The sequence below is a fragment of the Kitasatospora sp. NPDC051914 genome, assembly GCF_040680995.1.
Classification (GTDB): Bacteria; Actinomycetota; Actinomycetes; order Streptomycetales; family Streptomycetaceae; genus Kitasatospora.
Genome location: NZ_JBFAXX010000083.1, coordinates 1 through 16,953 on the forward strand (window position 1 = coordinate 1; position 16,953 = coordinate 16,953).

The 16,953-nt window shown below is 70.8% G+C and carries 15 protein-coding genes and 2 pseudogenes; 7 read left to right on the plus strand and 10 right to left on the minus strand.

The genetic code is table 11. The annotated features are described in order from the left end of the window. Window positions 1–151: pseudogene (locus tag AB0M03_RS35175) on the plus strand (IS5/IS1182 family transposase); the annotation flags it as partial. Window positions 152–283: 132 nt separating this feature from the next. Here AB0M03_RS35175 and AB0M03_RS35180 read toward each other — a convergent pair. Beyond that, window positions 284–775 carry an FBP domain-containing protein gene (locus AB0M03_RS35180; RefSeq protein WP_363499560.1) on the minus strand — a complete coding sequence of 164 codons (492 nt, stop codon included), beginning with the start codon at window positions 773–775 and terminating at the stop codon, window positions 284–286. A 71-nt stretch (window positions 776–846) separates the two neighbouring features. Here AB0M03_RS35180 and AB0M03_RS35185 point away from each other — a divergent pair, with 71 nt between their 5' ends. Both AB0M03_RS35185 and AB0M03_RS35190 read left to right on the plus strand, forming a co-directional pair. Beyond that, a complete protein-coding gene (locus AB0M03_RS35185) occupies window positions 847–1,416 on the plus strand; it encodes a TetR/AcrR family transcriptional regulator (protein WP_363499562.1) in 570 nt (189 codons plus the stop codon). Between the two features lie 103 nt (window positions 1,417–1,519). After that, window positions 1,520–2,145: pseudogene (locus AB0M03_RS35190) on the plus strand (acyl-CoA thioesterase domain-containing protein); the annotation flags it as partial. 158 nt (window positions 2,146–2,303) lie between these two features. On the opposite strand, the gene AB0M03_RS35195 reads toward AB0M03_RS35190, so the two are convergent. The 3 genes from AB0M03_RS35195 to AB0M03_RS35205 are packed head-to-tail and all read right to left on the minus strand — an operon-like array spanning window position 2,304 to window position 4,304. Further along, the gene (locus AB0M03_RS35195) at window positions 2,304–3,176 is read right to left on the minus strand and encodes a haloalkane dehalogenase (RefSeq protein WP_363499564.1); all 873 of its coding nucleotides are present in this window, start codon (window positions 3,174–3,176) and stop codon (window positions 2,304–2,306) included. Window positions 3,177–3,210: 34 nt separating this feature from the next. Beyond that, window positions 3,211–3,615: a TIGR03618 family F420-dependent PPOX class oxidoreductase gene (locus AB0M03_RS35200; protein WP_363499566.1), complete on the minus strand. Its 405-nt coding sequence runs from the start codon at window positions 3,613–3,615 to the stop codon at window positions 3,211–3,213. Beyond that, the gene (locus tag AB0M03_RS35205; protein WP_363499568.1) at window positions 3,612–4,304 is read right to left on the minus strand and encodes an NAD(P)H-binding protein; all 693 of its coding nucleotides are present in this window, start codon (window positions 4,302–4,304) and stop codon (window positions 3,612–3,614) included. The genes AB0M03_RS35200 and AB0M03_RS35205 overlap by 4 nt, the downstream gene beginning before the upstream one ends. A 77-nt stretch (window positions 4,305–4,381) precedes the next feature. Between AB0M03_RS35205 and AB0M03_RS35210 the strand changes: the two genes are divergently transcribed. The 3 genes from AB0M03_RS35210 to AB0M03_RS35220 all read left to right on the plus strand — a co-directional run bounded on the left by AB0M03_RS35210 (window position 4,382) and on the right by AB0M03_RS35220 (window position 6,487). Then, window positions 4,382–5,008: a TetR family transcriptional regulator gene (locus tag AB0M03_RS35210; protein WP_363499570.1), complete on the plus strand. Its 627-nt coding sequence runs from the start codon at window positions 4,382–4,384 to the stop codon at window positions 5,006–5,008. 277 nt (window positions 5,009–5,285) lie between these two features. Beyond that, window positions 5,286–5,597 carry a hypothetical protein gene (locus AB0M03_RS35215; protein ID WP_363499572.1) on the plus strand — a complete coding sequence of 104 codons (312 nt, stop codon included), beginning with the start codon at window positions 5,286–5,288 and terminating at the stop codon, window positions 5,595–5,597. 479 nt (window positions 5,598–6,076) lie between these two features. After that, a complete protein-coding gene (locus tag AB0M03_RS35220) occupies window positions 6,077–6,487 on the plus strand; it encodes a spore-associated protein A (protein WP_363499574.1) in 411 nt (136 codons plus the stop codon). 124 nt (window positions 6,488–6,611) lie between these two features. On the opposite strand, the gene AB0M03_RS35225 is transcribed toward AB0M03_RS35220, so the two are convergent. Beyond that, the gene (locus AB0M03_RS35225) at window positions 6,612–6,995 is read right to left on the minus strand and encodes a transposase (protein WP_363499576.1); all 384 of its coding nucleotides are present in this window, start codon (window positions 6,993–6,995) and stop codon (window positions 6,612–6,614) included. 513 nt (window positions 6,996–7,508) lie between these two features. After that, entirely contained in the window at window positions 7,509–7,691 is a 183-nt protein-coding gene (locus AB0M03_RS35230) for a helix-turn-helix domain-containing protein (protein WP_363499578.1), read from the minus strand. 335 nt (window positions 7,692–8,026) lie between these two features. On the opposite strand from AB0M03_RS35230, the gene AB0M03_RS35235 reads away from it, so the two are divergent. Continuing rightward, window positions 8,027–10,816 carry a PAS domain S-box protein gene (locus AB0M03_RS35235; RefSeq protein WP_363499580.1) on the plus strand — a complete coding sequence of 930 codons (2,790 nt, stop codon included), beginning with the start codon at window positions 8,027–8,029 and terminating at the stop codon, window positions 10,814–10,816. Window positions 10,817–11,533: 717 nt separating this feature from the next. On the opposite strand, the gene AB0M03_RS35240 is transcribed toward AB0M03_RS35235, so the two are convergent. Genes AB0M03_RS35240 through AB0M03_RS35255 form a run of 4 tightly spaced genes read right to left on the minus strand, consistent with a single transcriptional unit; the run spans window position 11,534 to window position 16,633 of the window. After that, complete coding sequence (locus AB0M03_RS35240) at window positions 11,534–13,645, minus strand: ATP-binding protein (protein WP_363499582.1); 2,112 nt, start codon at window positions 13,643–13,645, stop codon at window positions 11,534–11,536. Then, window positions 13,642–15,156 carry a glycosyltransferase gene (locus tag AB0M03_RS35245; protein WP_363499584.1) on the minus strand — a complete coding sequence of 505 codons (1,515 nt, stop codon included), beginning with the start codon at window positions 15,154–15,156 and terminating at the stop codon, window positions 13,642–13,644. Before AB0M03_RS35245 ends, AB0M03_RS35240 begins: the two co-directional genes overlap by 4 nt. Next, a complete protein-coding gene (locus AB0M03_RS35250) occupies window positions 15,153–16,262 on the minus strand; it encodes a HEAT repeat domain-containing protein (protein ID WP_363499586.1) in 1,110 nt (369 codons plus the stop codon). Before AB0M03_RS35250 ends, AB0M03_RS35245 begins: the two co-directional genes overlap by 4 nt. Beyond that, window positions 16,259–16,633 carry a response regulator gene (locus AB0M03_RS35255; RefSeq protein ID WP_363499588.1) on the minus strand — a complete coding sequence of 125 codons (375 nt, stop codon included), beginning with the start codon at window positions 16,631–16,633 and terminating at the stop codon, window positions 16,259–16,261. Before AB0M03_RS35255 ends, AB0M03_RS35250 begins: the two co-directional genes overlap by 4 nt. Window positions 16,634–16,953: the final 320 nt, after the last annotated feature.

Genomic DNA, 16,953 nt, shown 5'->3' on the forward strand with positions numbered 1-16,953 from the left:
CGACCACGCCCGCCTCCGAGCGCCCGGCGAACGCGCCTTCGCCCAGCTGAAATCCTGGCGACTCCTACGACGGGCCCGATGCTCGACCAACCGCACCAGCCGAACCATCGCCGCCGTCCCCACCCTCCTGACCTGGGAAAACCCAGGATGAAAGAAGCTCACTGATCGTCAGTGAGTTGCCTACGCGTCACAGCCACAGTCCTACTGGGTTCCGTCCCGAGAAGAGGGCAGGACCCCAAGATTGATCACAACATCACACAGGCCCTAGCCGCACGGGCACCGCTCAGGCGGCGACCTTGGCGACGAACGCGGCGGTGTTCGCGGCGAGCCGGTCGATCCGCTCCTCCAGGGTGAGCGACTCCGGCATGCGCGTGCCGGGGCCGAGATCGCGCCGGCCCCGGACGTAGAGCGAACAGGCGAGGTCGCTGCAGATGTAGGCCCCCACCGAGTTGCCCTGGCGGCCGGCGAGGCCGGCCCGCGGCGCGACCATCAGCGAGACGCCGCCGGTGTGGGTGGTGATGCAGAGCGAGCAGATGCTGCGGCGGGCGCTCCAGGACGGGCCGGAGGGGCAGCGCAGCACGACGCCGGTCGGCCGTCCGCCGATCTCGGCGACGAGGTGGGCGCGGTCGGGGGCCTGCGGGTCGCGCCAGCCGAGGAGGTCAAGCTCCTCCCAGGGCTGCTCGGCGAGGTCCCGCGGGACGTACATGCGCTTGGCCTCGCCTTTGGTGCAGTTGAGGAAGGCGGCACGGATCTCGGAGTCGGTCAACGGCTTCATGAGCCACAGGCTAATTTGCCTAACTCTATTAGGCAAATGCATAATCGACTACGGGAGATAGGAGAGTGCATATGGTTCGCGTAGGGCTCACCACGGAGCGGCTGGTGCGGGCGGGCGCCGAACTCGCCGACGAGGTCGGGTTCGACCAGGTGACGTTGACGGCGCTGGCCCGCCGGTTCGACGTCAAGGTCGCCAGCCTCTACGCGCACTTGAAGAACTCCCAGGACCTGCGCACCCGGATCGCCCTGCTCGCCCTGGAGGAACTCGCCGACGACGTGGCCGACGCCCTCGCCGGCCGGGCCGGGCGGGACGCGCTCGCCGCCTTCGCCGCCGCCTACCGCGACTACGCCCGCAGGCACCCCGGCCGCTACGCCGCCGCGCAGCTGCGGCTCGACCCGGAGACGGCCGCCGCCAGCGCCGGTGTCCGGCACGCCCAGATGACCCGGGCGATCCTGCGCGGCTACGAACTCGCGGAGCCCGACCAGACGCACGCCGTCCGGATGCTCGGCAGCGTCTTCCACGGCTACGTCAGCCTGGAGGCGGCGGGCGGCTTCAGCCACACCCCGATCAACCCGCAGCAGTCCTGGGACTGGATCGTCGACTCGCTGGACGCGATGCTGCGCAGCCGTCCGGCCGGCTGACCGCGCACCCCGGGCCGCCGCGCGGTGTGGGCAGGCTCACCCTCACGGCGGGCCGGTTCGGCCCCCTGCGATCCTGAACGCGGGCGCCCGCCGGCGGCCCGCCCTGCACCGCCGGCCACCCTGGTCCGGCCCCGCGGGGCCGGCCGACGAGAGGTGCACCGTAACCACCCCCGCCGTTCCGTCCGACAGCCACTACCAGCGCACGGGCGAGCACCGCTACAAGCCAACGGCCCACGCGGGGGGCGCCTGGAACACCGAGGAGCAGCACTTCAGCCCGTTGGGCGGCCTGGTCGTGCACGCCATCGACCGGTACCTCGCCGAACCGCCCCGCGACCGGCCTGGCGCTCGCCCGGATCAGCTACGACATCCCCGGCCGGCTCGCCCTCGACGAGAGCGAGATCACCGTGGAGAGCATCCGGCCGGGTCGGACGGTCGAGCTCCTGGAGGCCGTCGTCACCATCGGGGACCGCGGTCGTCCGGGCCCGGGCCTGGCTGCTCGCCGTCCTCGACACCGCGGCCGTCGCGGACGCCCCCGCCGAGCGGCTCGCGCCGCCGGAGGAGTACGACCCGTGGGCGATGGATGAGCTGTGGGACGGCGGCTACGTCTCCTCGATCGAGGTGCGCCGGCAGCAGCCGGCCCGGGCGGGACGCGCCGCCGCCTGGATCAGCACCCGGTCCGGGCTGGTCGCCGGCGAGCCGAGCAGCCCGCTGGCCTCCTTCGTCGCCTTGGCGGGGAGGAAGTCAAAGCGACGGAAGGCAGCAGCAGGGTGCAGCCGATGTCGCGTCCGTGGAGCTCGGCGACCCGGTGGCGGCAATTGCGGCGCGTAAACCCGTGGGCGGCAGCTCACACACCCCGGGACGGTCGGCACCGTCGTGGTCGAGGACACCTACCGGCGTGCCAGCCTGTGGCGGTCAGCCCAGGCGTTGATCGACGCGGCCAGCTCCTTGGGGCGGTCCTCCGGAGAGTGGTGGCCGGCCGGGCCGTGGCGAGAGACCTCCAGGCCCGCGATGTTCTCCTCGCACCAGGCCACCGCACCTTGGTCGGTCATCGCGCCCGGGCCCGGCTCGAACGCGGCCAGCAGCTTGGGGACTTCGGGGCTGGTGGCCAGCCAGTTGTCGTAGTGCTCGACGCGGGCCACGACATCGGCGGGCTTGCCGTCCAGTGGCAGCATGCGAGTCCACGCCAGCACCGGGCGGCGGCTCTGCGGGGTCGGGAAGGGGCGGCGGTAGGCCTCCAGGTCTGCAGGGTCGAGCGGCGTGGCCAGCGTCTCCGGGAGCCCCTCGATGAACAGCGACTTCTCCAGGATCATCTCCTCGCCCACCCCGGGGGTGCGCAGGAGGGTGAACAACTCCCGCCCTGCCGCCGGGAACTCGTCGCCAACCAGCGGCTTGATGATCGTCTCGGTGAAAGCGAGGCCGCGGACACGGTCCGGGAGACGGGCGGCTCGGTCGAAGGCGAGCGCACCGCCCCAGTCGTGGCCGACGAGGACGGCCTCGGCAAGGCCCAGGGCGTCGAACCAGGCGTCGAGGTAGCGGGCGTGGTCGTCGAAGGAATACCCGATGTCCGGCTTGCCGGAGTCACCCATGCCGATGAGGTCGGGGGCCAGAAGGCGGCGGCCGGGTGCGGCCACACCGGGTAGGACGTTCCGCCACAGGTGGGAGGAGGTGGGGTTGCCGTGGAGGAAGACGAACGGCAGCCCGTCGGGATCGCCGGACTCGCGGTAGTGGAGGGTGGAGTCAAGGACGGGGATGGTGGGCATCGCGGGGTTTCACTTCGCTTTCAGTGCGGGGAATTCAGAGGCTGAGGCTCAGGACGCGGTCGACGGCGATCTCGACGAGGACCAGGTCCAGCGGGACCGGCGGGTCCGCGCGGTAGCGGGCGGTGTAACAGCGGATCGCCTCGGCCAGGCGTGCGGGATCGTCGGTGACGGCGGCCCGGCCTTCGAGGGTGACCCAGCGGAAGCCGTCCGCCTGACAGAGCGCGACGCGGGCCGCCGGGCCGCCCGCCGCCACGTTTCGGGCCTTGCGGGCTCCCGCCCGGGTGGTCACCCGGGCCAGGCCGGTGGCAGCGTCGAAGGTGAAGCGGACCGGGGTGACGTGCGGGGTGCCGTCGGGGCGGAGGGTGGTGAAGGTGGCCGTGTAGGGACGATTGAGGAACGCCCGTGTGGCGGACGGGAGTTCGACGGTCGCCCTGCTCACTTCTTCTTCACGCCCTCGTGCCAGATCAGCTTGGCGATGTTTGGCTTCACGGCCGTGGTGATGACGCCCATGTGCGCACGGACGTACCTCCGTTCCTCCAGCTCGCGCAGCATGCTCGCGGCGAGGTCGGCACGGGCGGTGAAGACGCCGTCGGCGCTGGTCTCGGCGGTGTGAAAGTCCGTGACGACGGGGTGCTCGAAGAGGCCCGAGGGTCGGACGAGGGTCCAGTCGAGGTCCGTCTGACGGATCACGGCCTCCATGCGGCGCATGTCTTCGTGGAGGGTGCGGCCGAGGCGCCGGTTTACCAGCGGGTCGAGCACGTGGTTGAAGAAGTGCGCGCCGGTGGGACGCCAGTTCGGGTCGATGATGCTGGAGCTGACGGCGAGCAGCCGCTTGATGCCGTGCCGGGTCATGGCCCCGGTGATGGCAGCGGCGCTCGCCGAGTACGTGGTGATGGTCTCCTTGCTGAAGCCCGCGCCCAGCGCGGACAGGACGGTGTCCGTCCCGGCGATCGCGGCGTCGACAGCCGCCGGATCGGTGGCGTCGGCGACCGCCACAGTGAGGCCTGGCCGCTCGGCGATGGAGCCGACTCGGCGGGTCACGGCGACGACCTCGTGGCCGGCCGAGAGAGCCTGGTCGGTGAGGTGGCGGCCGGTCGGTCCCGCGGCGCCGAAGACTGCGATACGCATGGTGTCGGGTCATCCCTTCGCGTGGGTCCTGGAACGCCCTTGACTGTGCCAATCACAAAACGCAAGGCTCAACGCCGATGAATAACTCCGCCCCTACCCCCGCCCGTACCCGAGGCCGCCCCCGCGGCAACCCGCCGACCCGCGAGTCGATCGTCACGGCGGCCCGCACGCTGTTCCTGGAGCGCGGCTATCGGCGCACCACCCTGCGCGCGGTGGCCCAGGCTGCCGGGGTCGACCCGGCACTGATCGCGTACCACTTCGGCTCGAAAAGGGGCCTGTTCGCGGACGTGATGCAGTTCCAGTGCGCCAACGCGCTGGCGGTGGACGAGGTCCTCGGCGGCGAGCCCGCCACCCTCCCCGACCGCCTGATCGACGCGGTGACGGACCTGTGGGAAGACGCCGACTTCCGCCAACTCACCACCCAGGGCGACGAGGCTGCCGAAGTGCTCCGCGAATACCTGGAACACGAGCTGCTGGCCCGGCTTGTTGAATTTCTCGGCGGCCGGGACGCCACCGCCCGTGCCACGGCCGTGGTGACGATACTCGGTGGCCTCATCTACACCCGCTACCTCAACCCCCTGCCCGCCCTCGCCACCCTCACCCCGTCCGAGACCCGCCGCATCCTCACCCCGGCGCTGCGCACGGCACTGGCCCCGAGGCCGCGCACCGTGGCGACCACCAGAGCAGGCAGCCGGATCTCTTGAACGTGGTCGACTTCCTCGCCCGCTGGATCCAGAAGGCGCTCCAAGCGCCGTGGCGACCGGTCTATCACTCTTTGCGACCTCATGCCTGGCCGCTCTTGAATACGCGACACCTCTACACGCGAGCCCACCAGTCAACTGCCCGCTGATGGCCTGCGGCTCTACCAGCCGCCCATCGCGCGGACATCCCGGAAAGGGCGTAGCGGCGGCAGGCGAGGTCTCCTCGGTGGTGATGCCGATGTCGTTGGCGGCCCGGACCCCGACGGCCTGACGGTCGCCGATGGCGAAGACCACCACCTGCGTCATGCAGCAGGGGGACCCGCATCCGCTAGTCACCCAGCAGTCCATCGTCCGGACGCCGCCAGAGCCGGCCAGGACGGGGTCGACGCCGCGCGAGATCGCGAACCCACAGCGCGGCCCGAGCTGCGGTCAGCCGCGCGTCGGCCAGCTCATTGTGCTCATCGAGAACGCGCGGCTGGCCGAGGCAGGTCCGGCCCGCCTGCTCGGGCAGGGCGGGCGTACTGCCGGTGCAGCCGCACAGCTGCGGAGAGGTTGTCACATCGGCTCGACCGTCGAAGGGCCCGGCTCGTAACGGGCAGCAGTGGTGCAGAGTGCCGCGCCGCTGCTGCCCGCGCTGCGACGGCCGTTGCAGCGCCAGGCGCCGGGGTGCGCAACTGCCGGTGAGTTCGGCGTTCATCGGGTGCGACGCGAGTTCCCCACCGCAGGTCACAGCGGATGCGAACCGGATCGCACCCGCCCGCCACAGGCCTCGTCCCGGCCCGTCGGGCCCAGCCGATGACGGTGCTGCCCAAGCCCGTTGCGCAGCGCAAGCCCGGTCTGCTTCGGCGCGCAAACGACTGGCCGAGCTGTGCGCGACCGTGACCGGACACCTCCAGGAGGTCTGGCCGGACAAGTGGGCGACCCCGCCGGAGCCGCCGGCGCTACACGGACGCGACCGTGACGATACCGCGGGCCAGCAGCATGATCGCGTGCCGACCGGGGCGATCACCACACCGGAACGACGTCGGCCGCCGGCCGATCCAACAGCGAACACGAATGACAGGTGGAAGCATGAAGAAGCTCCTCAAGCGGGCCGCCCTGGGTGCGGCAGTGACCACGGCCGCGGCCGCCGGCGTGGCCGTCACCCCCGCGGTGGCCGAGGCCGCCACGTACAACGGGGCGTGCGGCTCCGGCTACAGCGTCATCGACACCCTGCCGCTGCAGAACGGGACGGTCTTCCTCACCTACAACCGTTCCAATGGCAACAACTGTGTGGTGACGGTCCGCACCCATCCGAGCTCCTACCTTGTGGATGTCTCGGCGTCGATCAAGAAGTCCGGCACCACGCAGTGGAAGCAGGACCTGGGCTTCTACACCACCTACGCCGGCCCCGTTTACCTGTACGCGCCGGGGTCCTGCATCGACTGGGAGGGCGGCATCAACGGCGAGATCAACCACCAGTTCAACTCCCACTGCGGCTGATCGCGACGCCCGTGCACCACGACCGTCCCGCGGCCCGCACGGCCCAGGGACGGTCGGGCCGCGCAGCGCCCGCGCAACCGCTGCGCCGACGCGCGACTTCTGCGACCGGTTAGTGCTGCGTTCCTCAAATCAGGTAGACGTAGCGGCGTCGTAGTTGTCGGGTTGGCGGGGCGGGCCGGCCCCAGATCCAGGGTCGGGCGCGGGCGTTGAGCTGCGCGGTGGCGATTCGGGTGGCCCGGGTGATCTCGTCGGGGTCGGCGAAGGACTGCCCGGCGAGGGCGGCCTTGCGGAAGATCCGCCACCAGCCCTCCTGCAGGTTGAGCCAGCAGGCGCCGACCGGGATGAAGACATGTCGGATCCGGGGATGGCCCTCCAGCCAGGCGCGGGTCGAGGCGCTGTTGTGGGAGGACAGGTTGTCGGTCACCACGTAGATGTCGCCTGTGGGATTGGCGTCCTCGAGCAACTGGAGGAACTGCTGGTAGAAGGCGCTGTTGCGGGACGGGCGCACATCGTGACCTGCTGCCCGTCCCGGATGCGCAGGCCGCCGTAGACCCAGGTCTTCTCCGGCCCGCGGGAGTAGTCGATCTCGTTCTTGATGCGGTGTCCGTCCGGTGACCAGCCCGGCGCCGGCGGGAAAGTGCGCGGGATCACCGGCCCGAGCTCGTCGGCGCACACGACCGTCGCGCCGTCGGGCGGGCAGGTGTACAGGCCGATGATCCGCGTTCTTTTCCCTCGAAGTCCCGGTCCTTCGAGCGGGTCCACGAGCGGGTGCGGCGCCACCGCACGCCCTCGGCCAGGAGAATCCGCCGCACCTGCGAGCGGCCGACCTCGATCCCAGCCGCCGGGCCTCCTCGGTCAGAGCGTCCAGCGTCCACTCCGGCGGCCCTGCCTCGTCGGCAGGGGCCAGTTCCCCGTCCGCCTGCCGGGTCGGCCGTCCGGGCGGCACCTGCTTGACCAGGGCGATGATCCGGGACCGCTCGAGCTCGGCGAGCCGCCTGGGCCGACCGGTGATCGGCCGGTCCTACAGCCCTTCCAGGCCGAGGTCGTTGAACCGGTGCAGCCACCAGCGAACCGTCTTCGCATGACAGCCCAGCTCGGCAGCGATCGCCGCCACCCGCAGACCGTCCCAGCTCAACGCGATGATCCGCGCCCGCATCACCAGATCCGCCGGCGCCTTCCGCGCCCCTGCGAGCCTGGCGATCACCCTCTCCTCGTCCGCCCCCACGGCAGCCCGAGCCCGCAACAACCCCGGCACACCCCACCCCAGCCACCCGAAAATCCTCAACGCAGGCTCTATACGCATCATTTGAGGAATCCAGCACTACCTGACAGCCACGAAACCCCTGGTCACAGTCACAACGTAGAGTCTTCGGCCAACCCGGTGCGGTTCAAATCTCGTGACGGTCAGTCGCTCCGCACCCCGGGTCCGCTACCGAAACATCAGGCGCCCCGGTTGCATCCCGCGCGCTGCGCGTTCCACGCTGGGAAGGGGCCGGCTGCGGCACATCGGGCGCGAGAGTGCTGGAGGTGTTGGTGGACATGGCGGACGGCAACAGGAACCTGTTCCAGAGCCATCAGATGCTCGACGCGGACGACGAGCGGTTTCGGCTGTTAGCAAAAAACTCTCCGGACATGGTCTTCCGCCGCACGCTCGAGGGAGTGTTCCTCGAGGTCTCGGCACCGGCGCTGGAACTGCTGGGACGTCCGGCCGATGAGGTCGTGGGGACATTCGTCGGCGACTGGGTGGACGCGGAGGATCAGGAGGACCTCCAGGCCGCCGAGCGGGACCTGGCCGGCTGGGGCCGGGCCACCGTGGCCCTGCGCGTGCGCCGCGGCGACGGCACCCTGCGCTGGGTCGAGTCGACGTTGTGGGTCGTGCGTGGCGAAGCCGGCCAGCCGCTCGAGGTCCGGGGCTTCTTCCGGGAGAGCGGGGAGCGGGGGCGTGGTGAGCTGCTGCGGGCGTTGCAGGAGCGGGCCCGCTCAGTGATCGACAGCGCCAACGACGGCTTCGTGTCCATCGACGAACAGGGCCTGGTCATCGACTGGAATCCAAGTGCCCAGAAGCTGTTCGGCTTTACCTGCGAAGAGGTCCTAGGCCGCCCGCTGACCGAGACGATCATCCCGGAGCGCTACCGGACCGCCCACATCCAGGGCCTTCAACGCGTGTTAGGCGGCGGTGAGCCCCACATCCTGGGCCGGCAGATCGAGATCACCGCACTCCACCGGGACGGACACGAGATCCCCGTCGAGCTGGCGGTGTGGCCGATGCGACTGGGAGCCACCCGCTGTTTCAACGCCTTCGTCCGCGACATCACCGAACGCAGGCGCGTCCAGCAGGCGCTCGCCGATGCCCGCGACCAGGCGATGGAGGCAACCCGGGTCAAGTCCCAGTTCCTGGCCACGATGAGTCACGAGATCCGCACCCCGATGAACGGCGTCATCGGATTGTCCGAGCTGCTGCTCAACACCGACCTGGATGCGGTACAACTCCGTTACGCGGAGGGCATCCATGACGCCGGCAGGGCCCTGCTGACCTTGATCAACGACATACTCGACTTCTCCAAGCTCGAGGCAGGCAAGCTCGTTCTCGAGGAGGTGGTGTTCGATCCGCACCCCCTGGTGGACGAGGTCGTCACCCTCATCGCGCAAACCGCGCCCGCCCAGGGCTTGGAACTCCTCGCCGACTGCCACCCGGACATGCCCATCGCGCTGCGGGCGGACGCTTCACGGCTGCGGCAGATCCTTCTCAACCTGGCCTCGAACGCCGTGAAGTTCACTCATGAAGGAGAGGTCGTCATCCGGGCCCGTCCCCAGGCAGCGGACGCCTACTTCGAGGTGGTCGACACCGGCATCGGCATCGACCCCGCCGACCAGGAGCGAATGTTCGACGCCTTTGCCCAGGCGGACGCCTCCACCACCCGGCATTACGGCGGGACCGGGCTCGGCCTCGCGATCTGCCGACGGCTCATCGACGCCATGGGCGGCACCATGGGTGTGAAGAGTGCACCGGGCCACGGCAGCACCTTCTGGTTCACCATCCCCATGCACGAACCCGCGACAGGGGAACCGCCGCCACCGGCGCCCCAACCCAGCTCCCTGCGTGGGCTGCACGTCCTGATCGTCGACGACAACGCGACCAACCGCTTCATCCTCCACGAGCAGATGCACAGCTGGTCCATGCGGCCCGCCACTGTGGACGGCGGTCCACAGGCCCTGGTCGAACTGCATCGCGCGGCCGCCGCGGGCACCCCGTACGAGTTGGCCGTCATCGACCACCACATGCCCCGGATGAGTGGAATCGAACTGGCCGGCCACATCACCTCCGACCCTGACCTGGCCAGCGTGCGCCTGCTGCTTCTCACCTCGGGGACGGCAGTGCCCACCGCGGAACTCCGCGCTGCCGGGATCCGGGACAGCCTGTCCAAACCCGTCCGGCAGTCGGAACTCCACGACTGCCTCGCCCGGCTCATGGCCCCGGAACCCGCCGCCCAGGCAGCCCTGCCCCCTGTACGCGCACCCGCCCGTTCACGGCCTTCCGCCCCGCGCCGCGCCCACGTCCTGCTCGTCGAGGACAACGAAATCAACCAGACCGTGGCCCTGGGCATGCTCGAACAGCTCGGCTACAGCGCCGACGTCGCCAACGACGGAATCGAGGCCCTGGAGATGACGGCAGCAGGCCGCTACCGCGCCGTGCTCATGGACTGCCGCATGCCACACATGGACGGCTACGCCGCCACCGCGGAACTTCGCCGTCGCGAGGGCTCCGGCCCCCGTCTGCCGGTCATCGCGATGACCGCGAGCATCCTTCCGGAGGATCGCGAACGCTGTCTGGCCGCGGGCATGGACGGCTACGTCTCCAAACCCATCGCCGTCACAGCACTCCGAGAAGCCCTGGCCCGATGGGCGGGGAACGAACCGCCCCCGGCCGACCCGGACGCGACGAGCGATCCCGCGGCGGGCATCCCCGGGCTCCGTCAGGCGATCGCGCGGCGGCTGGACGAGATCAGCGGCGACAACGCCCCCGGCAGCCAGCAGCTGATCATGCGGCTGACCAACTCCTTCCTCCGCAAGGCTCCGCTGCTCGCCGACGCGTTGCTCACAGCCGTCGACCACGACAACCCGGCCGATACCGTGGACCGGGCCCACGCTCTCAAGGGCGCCGCCAGCAACATCGGCGCCTATGACCTTGCCCGATGCGCTGCCGAACTCGAGGATCTCGCCCGCACCAACCAACTGTCGCAAGCCAACCCGCTGGCCGACCGGCTGCCCGATCTGCTTCGCGAGGCCTGCAGCGCCCTGGAATCCATCCAGGCCGGGCCTTCGGGTTGACGGACCGCCGGTCGGAACCCATCCGCGACGCCACGACGCGCGGCAAGCCTACGATCCATCCGGCGAAGGCGGCACCGCGGCCGACCTGACCAGCCGGTTTCCACCTGTCCTGCCGTCAGGTTCGGCACCCTTATGAGGGCGGCAGCACGGAGGTGCGAACGCCGGACGACACGGCGACGCACCGCGACCACAGGTCGCTCTTCGAGCAGGTCAGAGCCGCTTGTGGAGGGTCTTCCCGCGGGCCGAACCCCGGCAGGTTGCGCCCTCGCACGTCCGTCCGACTCGGTGCAGGACACCGCCGATCACCTCCGGTGGTCCCGCCACCTGCCGCAAGCGTCCCGTTGCTCGCAGGCAGGAGCGGCTCCAGCCGCGCCCATTTCGCGTCCGTCAGATCACCGCCACCAGTCATACCAGGGTTTGTCGGACTTCGACGTAACCCCCGATCAAGAAAGAACACCTGATGCGCGATGTGATCGTCTTTCCCGAGGCGGTTGAGGAAATCCTGCCGGTTGAGGTATCGCCGGAGGTGCTGGACGAGTAGTTGATCGGGCAGTCGATCGACCGGACCGGTGCTGGGGCGTCAGGCTGACCGGCGTGGGCGGGCTGTGAGCTGCAGCACTGACTCGGCCGCCGGCGATAGCCGCAACGGCGGCGAGCCGCCACGCCCCGCTCGGATCCCGCGCGGGGCCCTCGTCACCGGGTGTGCAAGTCGCTTGATCACGACCCCGAGCCGGACGCGTCCGGGAGCAGCGGAAGGTGGGCGGTGACGATGGTGCCTTCGCCCTCGGTCGAGTGGATCTCCAGTCGGCCCTCGTGGTTGGTCACGATGCTCCGCACGATCGCCAGGCCGAGGCCGGTGCCGGGAATGGCGCGCTCGGTGGCGTTGGAGGCGCGGAAGAAGCGGTGGAAGAGGTCCTTCTGGTCTTTCTCGGGGATGCCGATCCCAGTGTCACCCACGGTCAACACCGCTTCTCCGTTCCGGCGGGAGGTGCTGACCGTGACCAGTCCTCCGGGCGGGGTGAACTTGACGGCGTTGGTGAGCAGGTTCATCAGGACGCGGTCCAGCTGGGGGGCGTCGCCGAGGACGATCAGGTCGTCCTCGGCGGGCACCTGGCTCAGGGTCACCGGGACGGCCGATGCCGCGGGTCGGATCGCCTCGACCGAGGAGTTCACCAGTCGGCGCAGGTCGACTGGCAGCCGTTCGGAGGTGAAGGCGCCCGACTCGATCCGTGAGATGGTGAGCAGGTCCTCGATGAGGTTGCGCAGCCGGGCCGCGTTGCGGTCCACCACCTCCAGCATGTGTCGTTGGCCGTCGTTCAGCGGGCCGGAGTCGTTCGCCAGCAGGTCGACGTATCCGACGATGCTGGTCAGCGGGGTGCGGAGCTCGTGCGAGACGGTGGAGAGGAAGTCGCTCTTGGCCTTGTCCAGGGCTTGGAGCCGGTCCGCGAGCTCGGTCTCCCGACGGTAGGTCCGGGACTGGCGCACCGCACGGCCGAGTCCTGCCGCGATCGACTCGACGGCCTCGACCTCCATCGGCAGCCAGACACCGCCCGGCCGGCAGCGGGAGAGGACGACCGCGCCCATCGCCTCCGTGCCCGATCCGAAGGGGGTCACCACGAGGGCGACCACGCCCATCGCGGTCAGCGCGGCGCGGACTTCGGGTGATGGCCCGACGGTCCCGAAGAAGCCGGGGGCGCCCGGCAGAGCGGCTCCGGAGACGAGGTACGGCCGGATGTCGTCGAGGGACCAGCTCGTGCCCCGTGCGTAGTGCTCCCGGACGGCCTCCGCCGGAGCCGGAGGCAGCCGGAGCGCCTCCTCCGACGGATGGATGCCGCGGGCCGTGCTCCAGGCCCGGACGACCGGCACCTCGGCCCCGCCGTCGTTGCCCGCCAGCAGCACCAGCACATGGTCCGCCCGTAGCGCCTCGCCCAGGCCTCGTACGGTCGCGTCGAGAATCTGGTCGAGGTCGAGGCCTGACCGGATGCCGATTCCCGCCTGCCGCGCCGCCGCGGCCAGCCGGTCGTGCTCGGCGTCGAGACGCCGCAGCCGGTCGTTCTCGTCGGCGAGCATGTTGACGGCGTGGGCGACGGCCCGGATCTCGGCCGGACCGTGATCCGGAGCCCGGGCCCCGTGGTCGCCCTGCGCCAGCCGGCCGAGCACCGTCCTGATGCCGGCGAGCGGCCGGGTGATGGCCCGTACGGTGTGCAGCGCCGCGATCAGGGCCAGCACCGTCGCCAGTACCAGGAGGGCGCAGGTGGCGGCGCCCGTGCTCCACAGGATCAGATCGGCGCGGGCGGACAGCTCGTCGGCCTCGTGGGTGAGATGTTCGTCCAGCTCCGCGTTGGTGGCCTCGAAGGCGTCGTACGGGACCTGTGCGTCCGCGGCGAGCGCCGCGGCTCCGGGGCTTCCGGGCTTTGCCGTTTGCACCTGGTCGGTGATCCGCAGGTAGTCCTGGATCGGCCGCTCCTGAGCCGACAGGTAGGGCCTGGCGCCGGTGGGCGCGTGCGTGAAGGCCTCGGTGAGTGGGCCCCGGAAGTCGTTGCGCGAGCTGAGGAACGCGGCCAGTTGCGCGGGATCGCCGGTCAGCAGGTAGGTGTTCATCCGGCGTGAGCTGTCGGCGAGTTCCCTGCGCAGACGCAGGTTGGCCTCCTGGGTCGGCACCACCCGGTGCGTCAGGTCGTCGAGCGCCGAGTGCTGGAGCAGCGCGCCGGCCAGGGCGGCAGCGCCGGTGAACACGACGAGTCCGATCAGCAGGCCGAACGAGCAGGCGAGCCGCCGGACCACGGAGCGGTCGCCCCGATCGGATCGAGCAGGCCGGAAGCCGCTCATCGCCGGTCCTCTTCGGTCGGCTCCGCGGCGAAGCCGCGGTGCGTCATGACACCCCATACCTTCGGCGCGCCGTGGACGGCGTCCCAGATGCCCCGGACCCGCCACCAGGCGGTGAACTGCCGGTACCCGAGGTTCTCGGCCGCCGCTCCCAGCACGGCGGAAGAGACGTCCCGCCAGCGGCTGTAGCGGTGGAAGGCGTACTCCTCGGCCAGAAGTGACAGCAGGCTGACCACCATCGCGTAGCCGTAGGCGGCCAGCAGGAAGCGCCACAGGAATTCCAGGTCGACCGCCCCGATCAGCAGGCCCAGCGGTACCAGGACCAGGCCGGCGAGTTCGACGACTGGTGCGCACAGTTCGAAGAGCACGTAGAAGGGCAGAGCCACCAGCCCGACCCGGCCGTACCGGGGATTGCCGATCATTTCCCGGTGCTTGAGCAGGACCTCGGTGAGACCGCGGTGCCAGCGCCGCCGCTGGCGTCCGAGCACCCGCAGGGTCTCCGGGGCCTCGCTCCACGAGATCGGCTCGCCCACGAAGACGATGCGGTAGTCGCGGCCTGTTCCGCGCAGGTGGTGGTGGAGCCGGACGACCAGCTCGGCGTCCTCGCCGAGGCAGTCCGGATCGAGCCCGCCGACGGCGACCACGGCGTCGCGCCGGAACATCCCGAAGGCGCCGGCGATCACCAGTAGGCCGCCGATCCGGGACCAGCCGGTTCGGCCGAGCAGGAAGGCCCGCATGTACTCCACCGTCTGGATCTTCGCCAGCAGCCGGTGGGGCATGCCGACCCGCACGACACGGCCGGCCACGACGGTGCAGCCGTTGGCGATACCGATCACACCCCCGGCGGCCACGACCCGCAGCGGGTCGTCGGAGAAGGGCTTGGAGATCGCGAGCAGCGCCTGCGAGTCGAGGATCGAGTCCGCGTCGACCATGCACAGGAGCGGGTAGCGGGCCAGATTGACGCCGACGTTGAGGGCGTCGGCCTTGCCGCCGTTGCGCTTGCGGGCCACGATCAGCGACACCGGGCCGCCCCTGGGCAGGTGGACCGACTCCACGGCGCCGCGCACGGGCACCTCGGTGGAGACGACATGGGGCACCTCGACGAGATCGAAGGCCTCATGGAGCCGGTCCAGGGTGGCGTCGGTGGAACCGTCGTCGATCACGACCACCTCGAACGAGGGATGGCGCAGCAGGAGCAGGGCCTGCACCGCGTCCACGATCCCGGCCTCCTCGTTGTACGCGGGCACGATGAGCGACACCGGAAGCGTGAAGGGACTGGCGGAGGCATCGTCGTAGCCCGCGAACGGCGTGCGGCGCAGATGCCGGACGAAGTCGCCGGCCGCGATGACGACCAGCATGAGATAGGCGGTGTTGATCGCCAGGAAGTACCCGAGGACCAGGACGTTGCTGACGGCGATCACGTCCAGCAGCACGTCATGCGCGCCGCTCGCCGTCGATGCGGCCGGACCGGAAGCCGCCGCGCCGAGGGCGGCCGTCGCGAGTGGCGGCGTCACGGTCCCACCGCCGCACGCCCGGCGGTGGAGCGTGCGCCTTCCTCGCCGATTGCCGCCTCCGCCAGCGCGGCCCGCGCATGGGCGGCTGCGCGCCCGCCGCGGGCCCCGTCGGCAGCGCGGCGCAGTTCGTCGCGCCCGGCCGGCCCGACTTGCAGCAGTGCCCGGGCCGCGGTCGAGGCCACACGGTGGACGGGGTCGTCGAGCAGTTCCCCCAGGCGTGGGGCCGCGCGTGACGCCCCTAGACGGCCCAGCGCCCTGGCCGCCACGGCGCGCAGCGGCTCCGGCCGGCCCCGTCGCACCGCGTCCAGCAGCGGCTCCAGACCGGCCGGCGTGCCGAGGGCGCCAAGTGCACGGGCGGCCCGGATCCGCACTTCGACGTGCGGGTCCGCTTTCAGCGCGGCCGCGACCCGGGTGGTCCATACCACTCCTCCGGCGGCTCCGAGGGCCTCGACGGCCACCGCCCGCACCAGCGGCTCGGCGTCATCGAGACCGGTGGCGACCTGGTCGTGTCCGGCGGTCCCGAACGCGGTGAGCGCCTGCAGGACGACCCCGGGCGGTACCGGGTGCGGGCCGTGGAGGCAGTTCAGCAGGTCGGGGACGCCCGCAGGATCCCCGATGTGGCCCAGAGCCCGGGCGGCGACCGTCCGGACCTCGGGGTCGGCGTCCAAGAGCAGGACGCGCAGCTGTGGGGTGGCCGCCCGGTGCCGCAGCAGCCCCAGCACCTCCGCGGCCCGGCCCTTCCGGACCGACCCGCGCCGTCGCAGGTCCGCCATCGCCCGCGTGGCGACTCCCCGCTGCTCGAACAGGCCTGCCAGCGCGTCCCTGGCCTGTCCGCTCACCTTCGCGAGGATCGTCCGCGCCGTGGGTTCGACGGCCGCCCAACTCCGGTCGTCGAGCGCGGACAGCGCCTGGAGGCTTCCCGGCTCCTCGTCCCCCTCCGCACAGAGGAGTTCGAGCAGTAGGACCCGGAGCGGCTCGGCCGCGCGCTCCCTGCGGCGTTCCCGCTCCCGTCGGACGGCACGCACGCAGACGAGGAGTACCAGCAGCACCACGGCAGACCCGGCCAGTACCTGCAGGCCGCCGTCGACGATGCCACGTCCGGTCATCGGGTCGCCCTAGCCAGAACCGCCTGCACCCGGCTGCTCAGTTCACGCGGGCTGAACGGTTTGATGATGTAGTCGTCGGCACCGGCAGCGAAGCCGGTCTCGATGTCTAACTCCTGTGATCGGGCGGTGAGCAGGATCACCGGCAGGCTCTCCGTCTCCGGCGTGGCCCGCAGTTCCCGGCAGACGTCCAGACCTGACATCCCGGGCATTCTGATGTCGAGGAGGGCGAGATCCACGGTGTGCTCACGGACGGCCTTGAGCGCGCTCAGGCCGTCGTCGACCACGGTGACCTGATGGCCGGACTGCGTGAGCTTGTAGGCCACGAGGTCACGGATGTCGGCGTCGTCGTCGGCCACCAGAATGGATGCCATCGTCCCTCCTCGGAGCGCCCCCGGTGGAGTGAGTGCGCCACGGACGTCGTGAGCCGCAGACGTTGTGGCCGGCGATTCGAGCGAGGGCTCGGCCCCGGACGGGCGCTGTTCGGCTCTCGTCCCGCCACTTCCGGCACGGGAGAAAGGCGGTCTCAGGTTCATGCTAGGAGCGGCCCGTGGGGCGTGCGACACGGCGGACGGCCAGGGGCTGACGCGGAGTGGCGGCCGGGCCGCAGGCCCCGCGTCGTTGACGTTCCGTCACCCCTTTGCCGGGCGTCCCCGCTACGCTCCGTTGTACCGTCCGGGGACGAGGTTGCGGT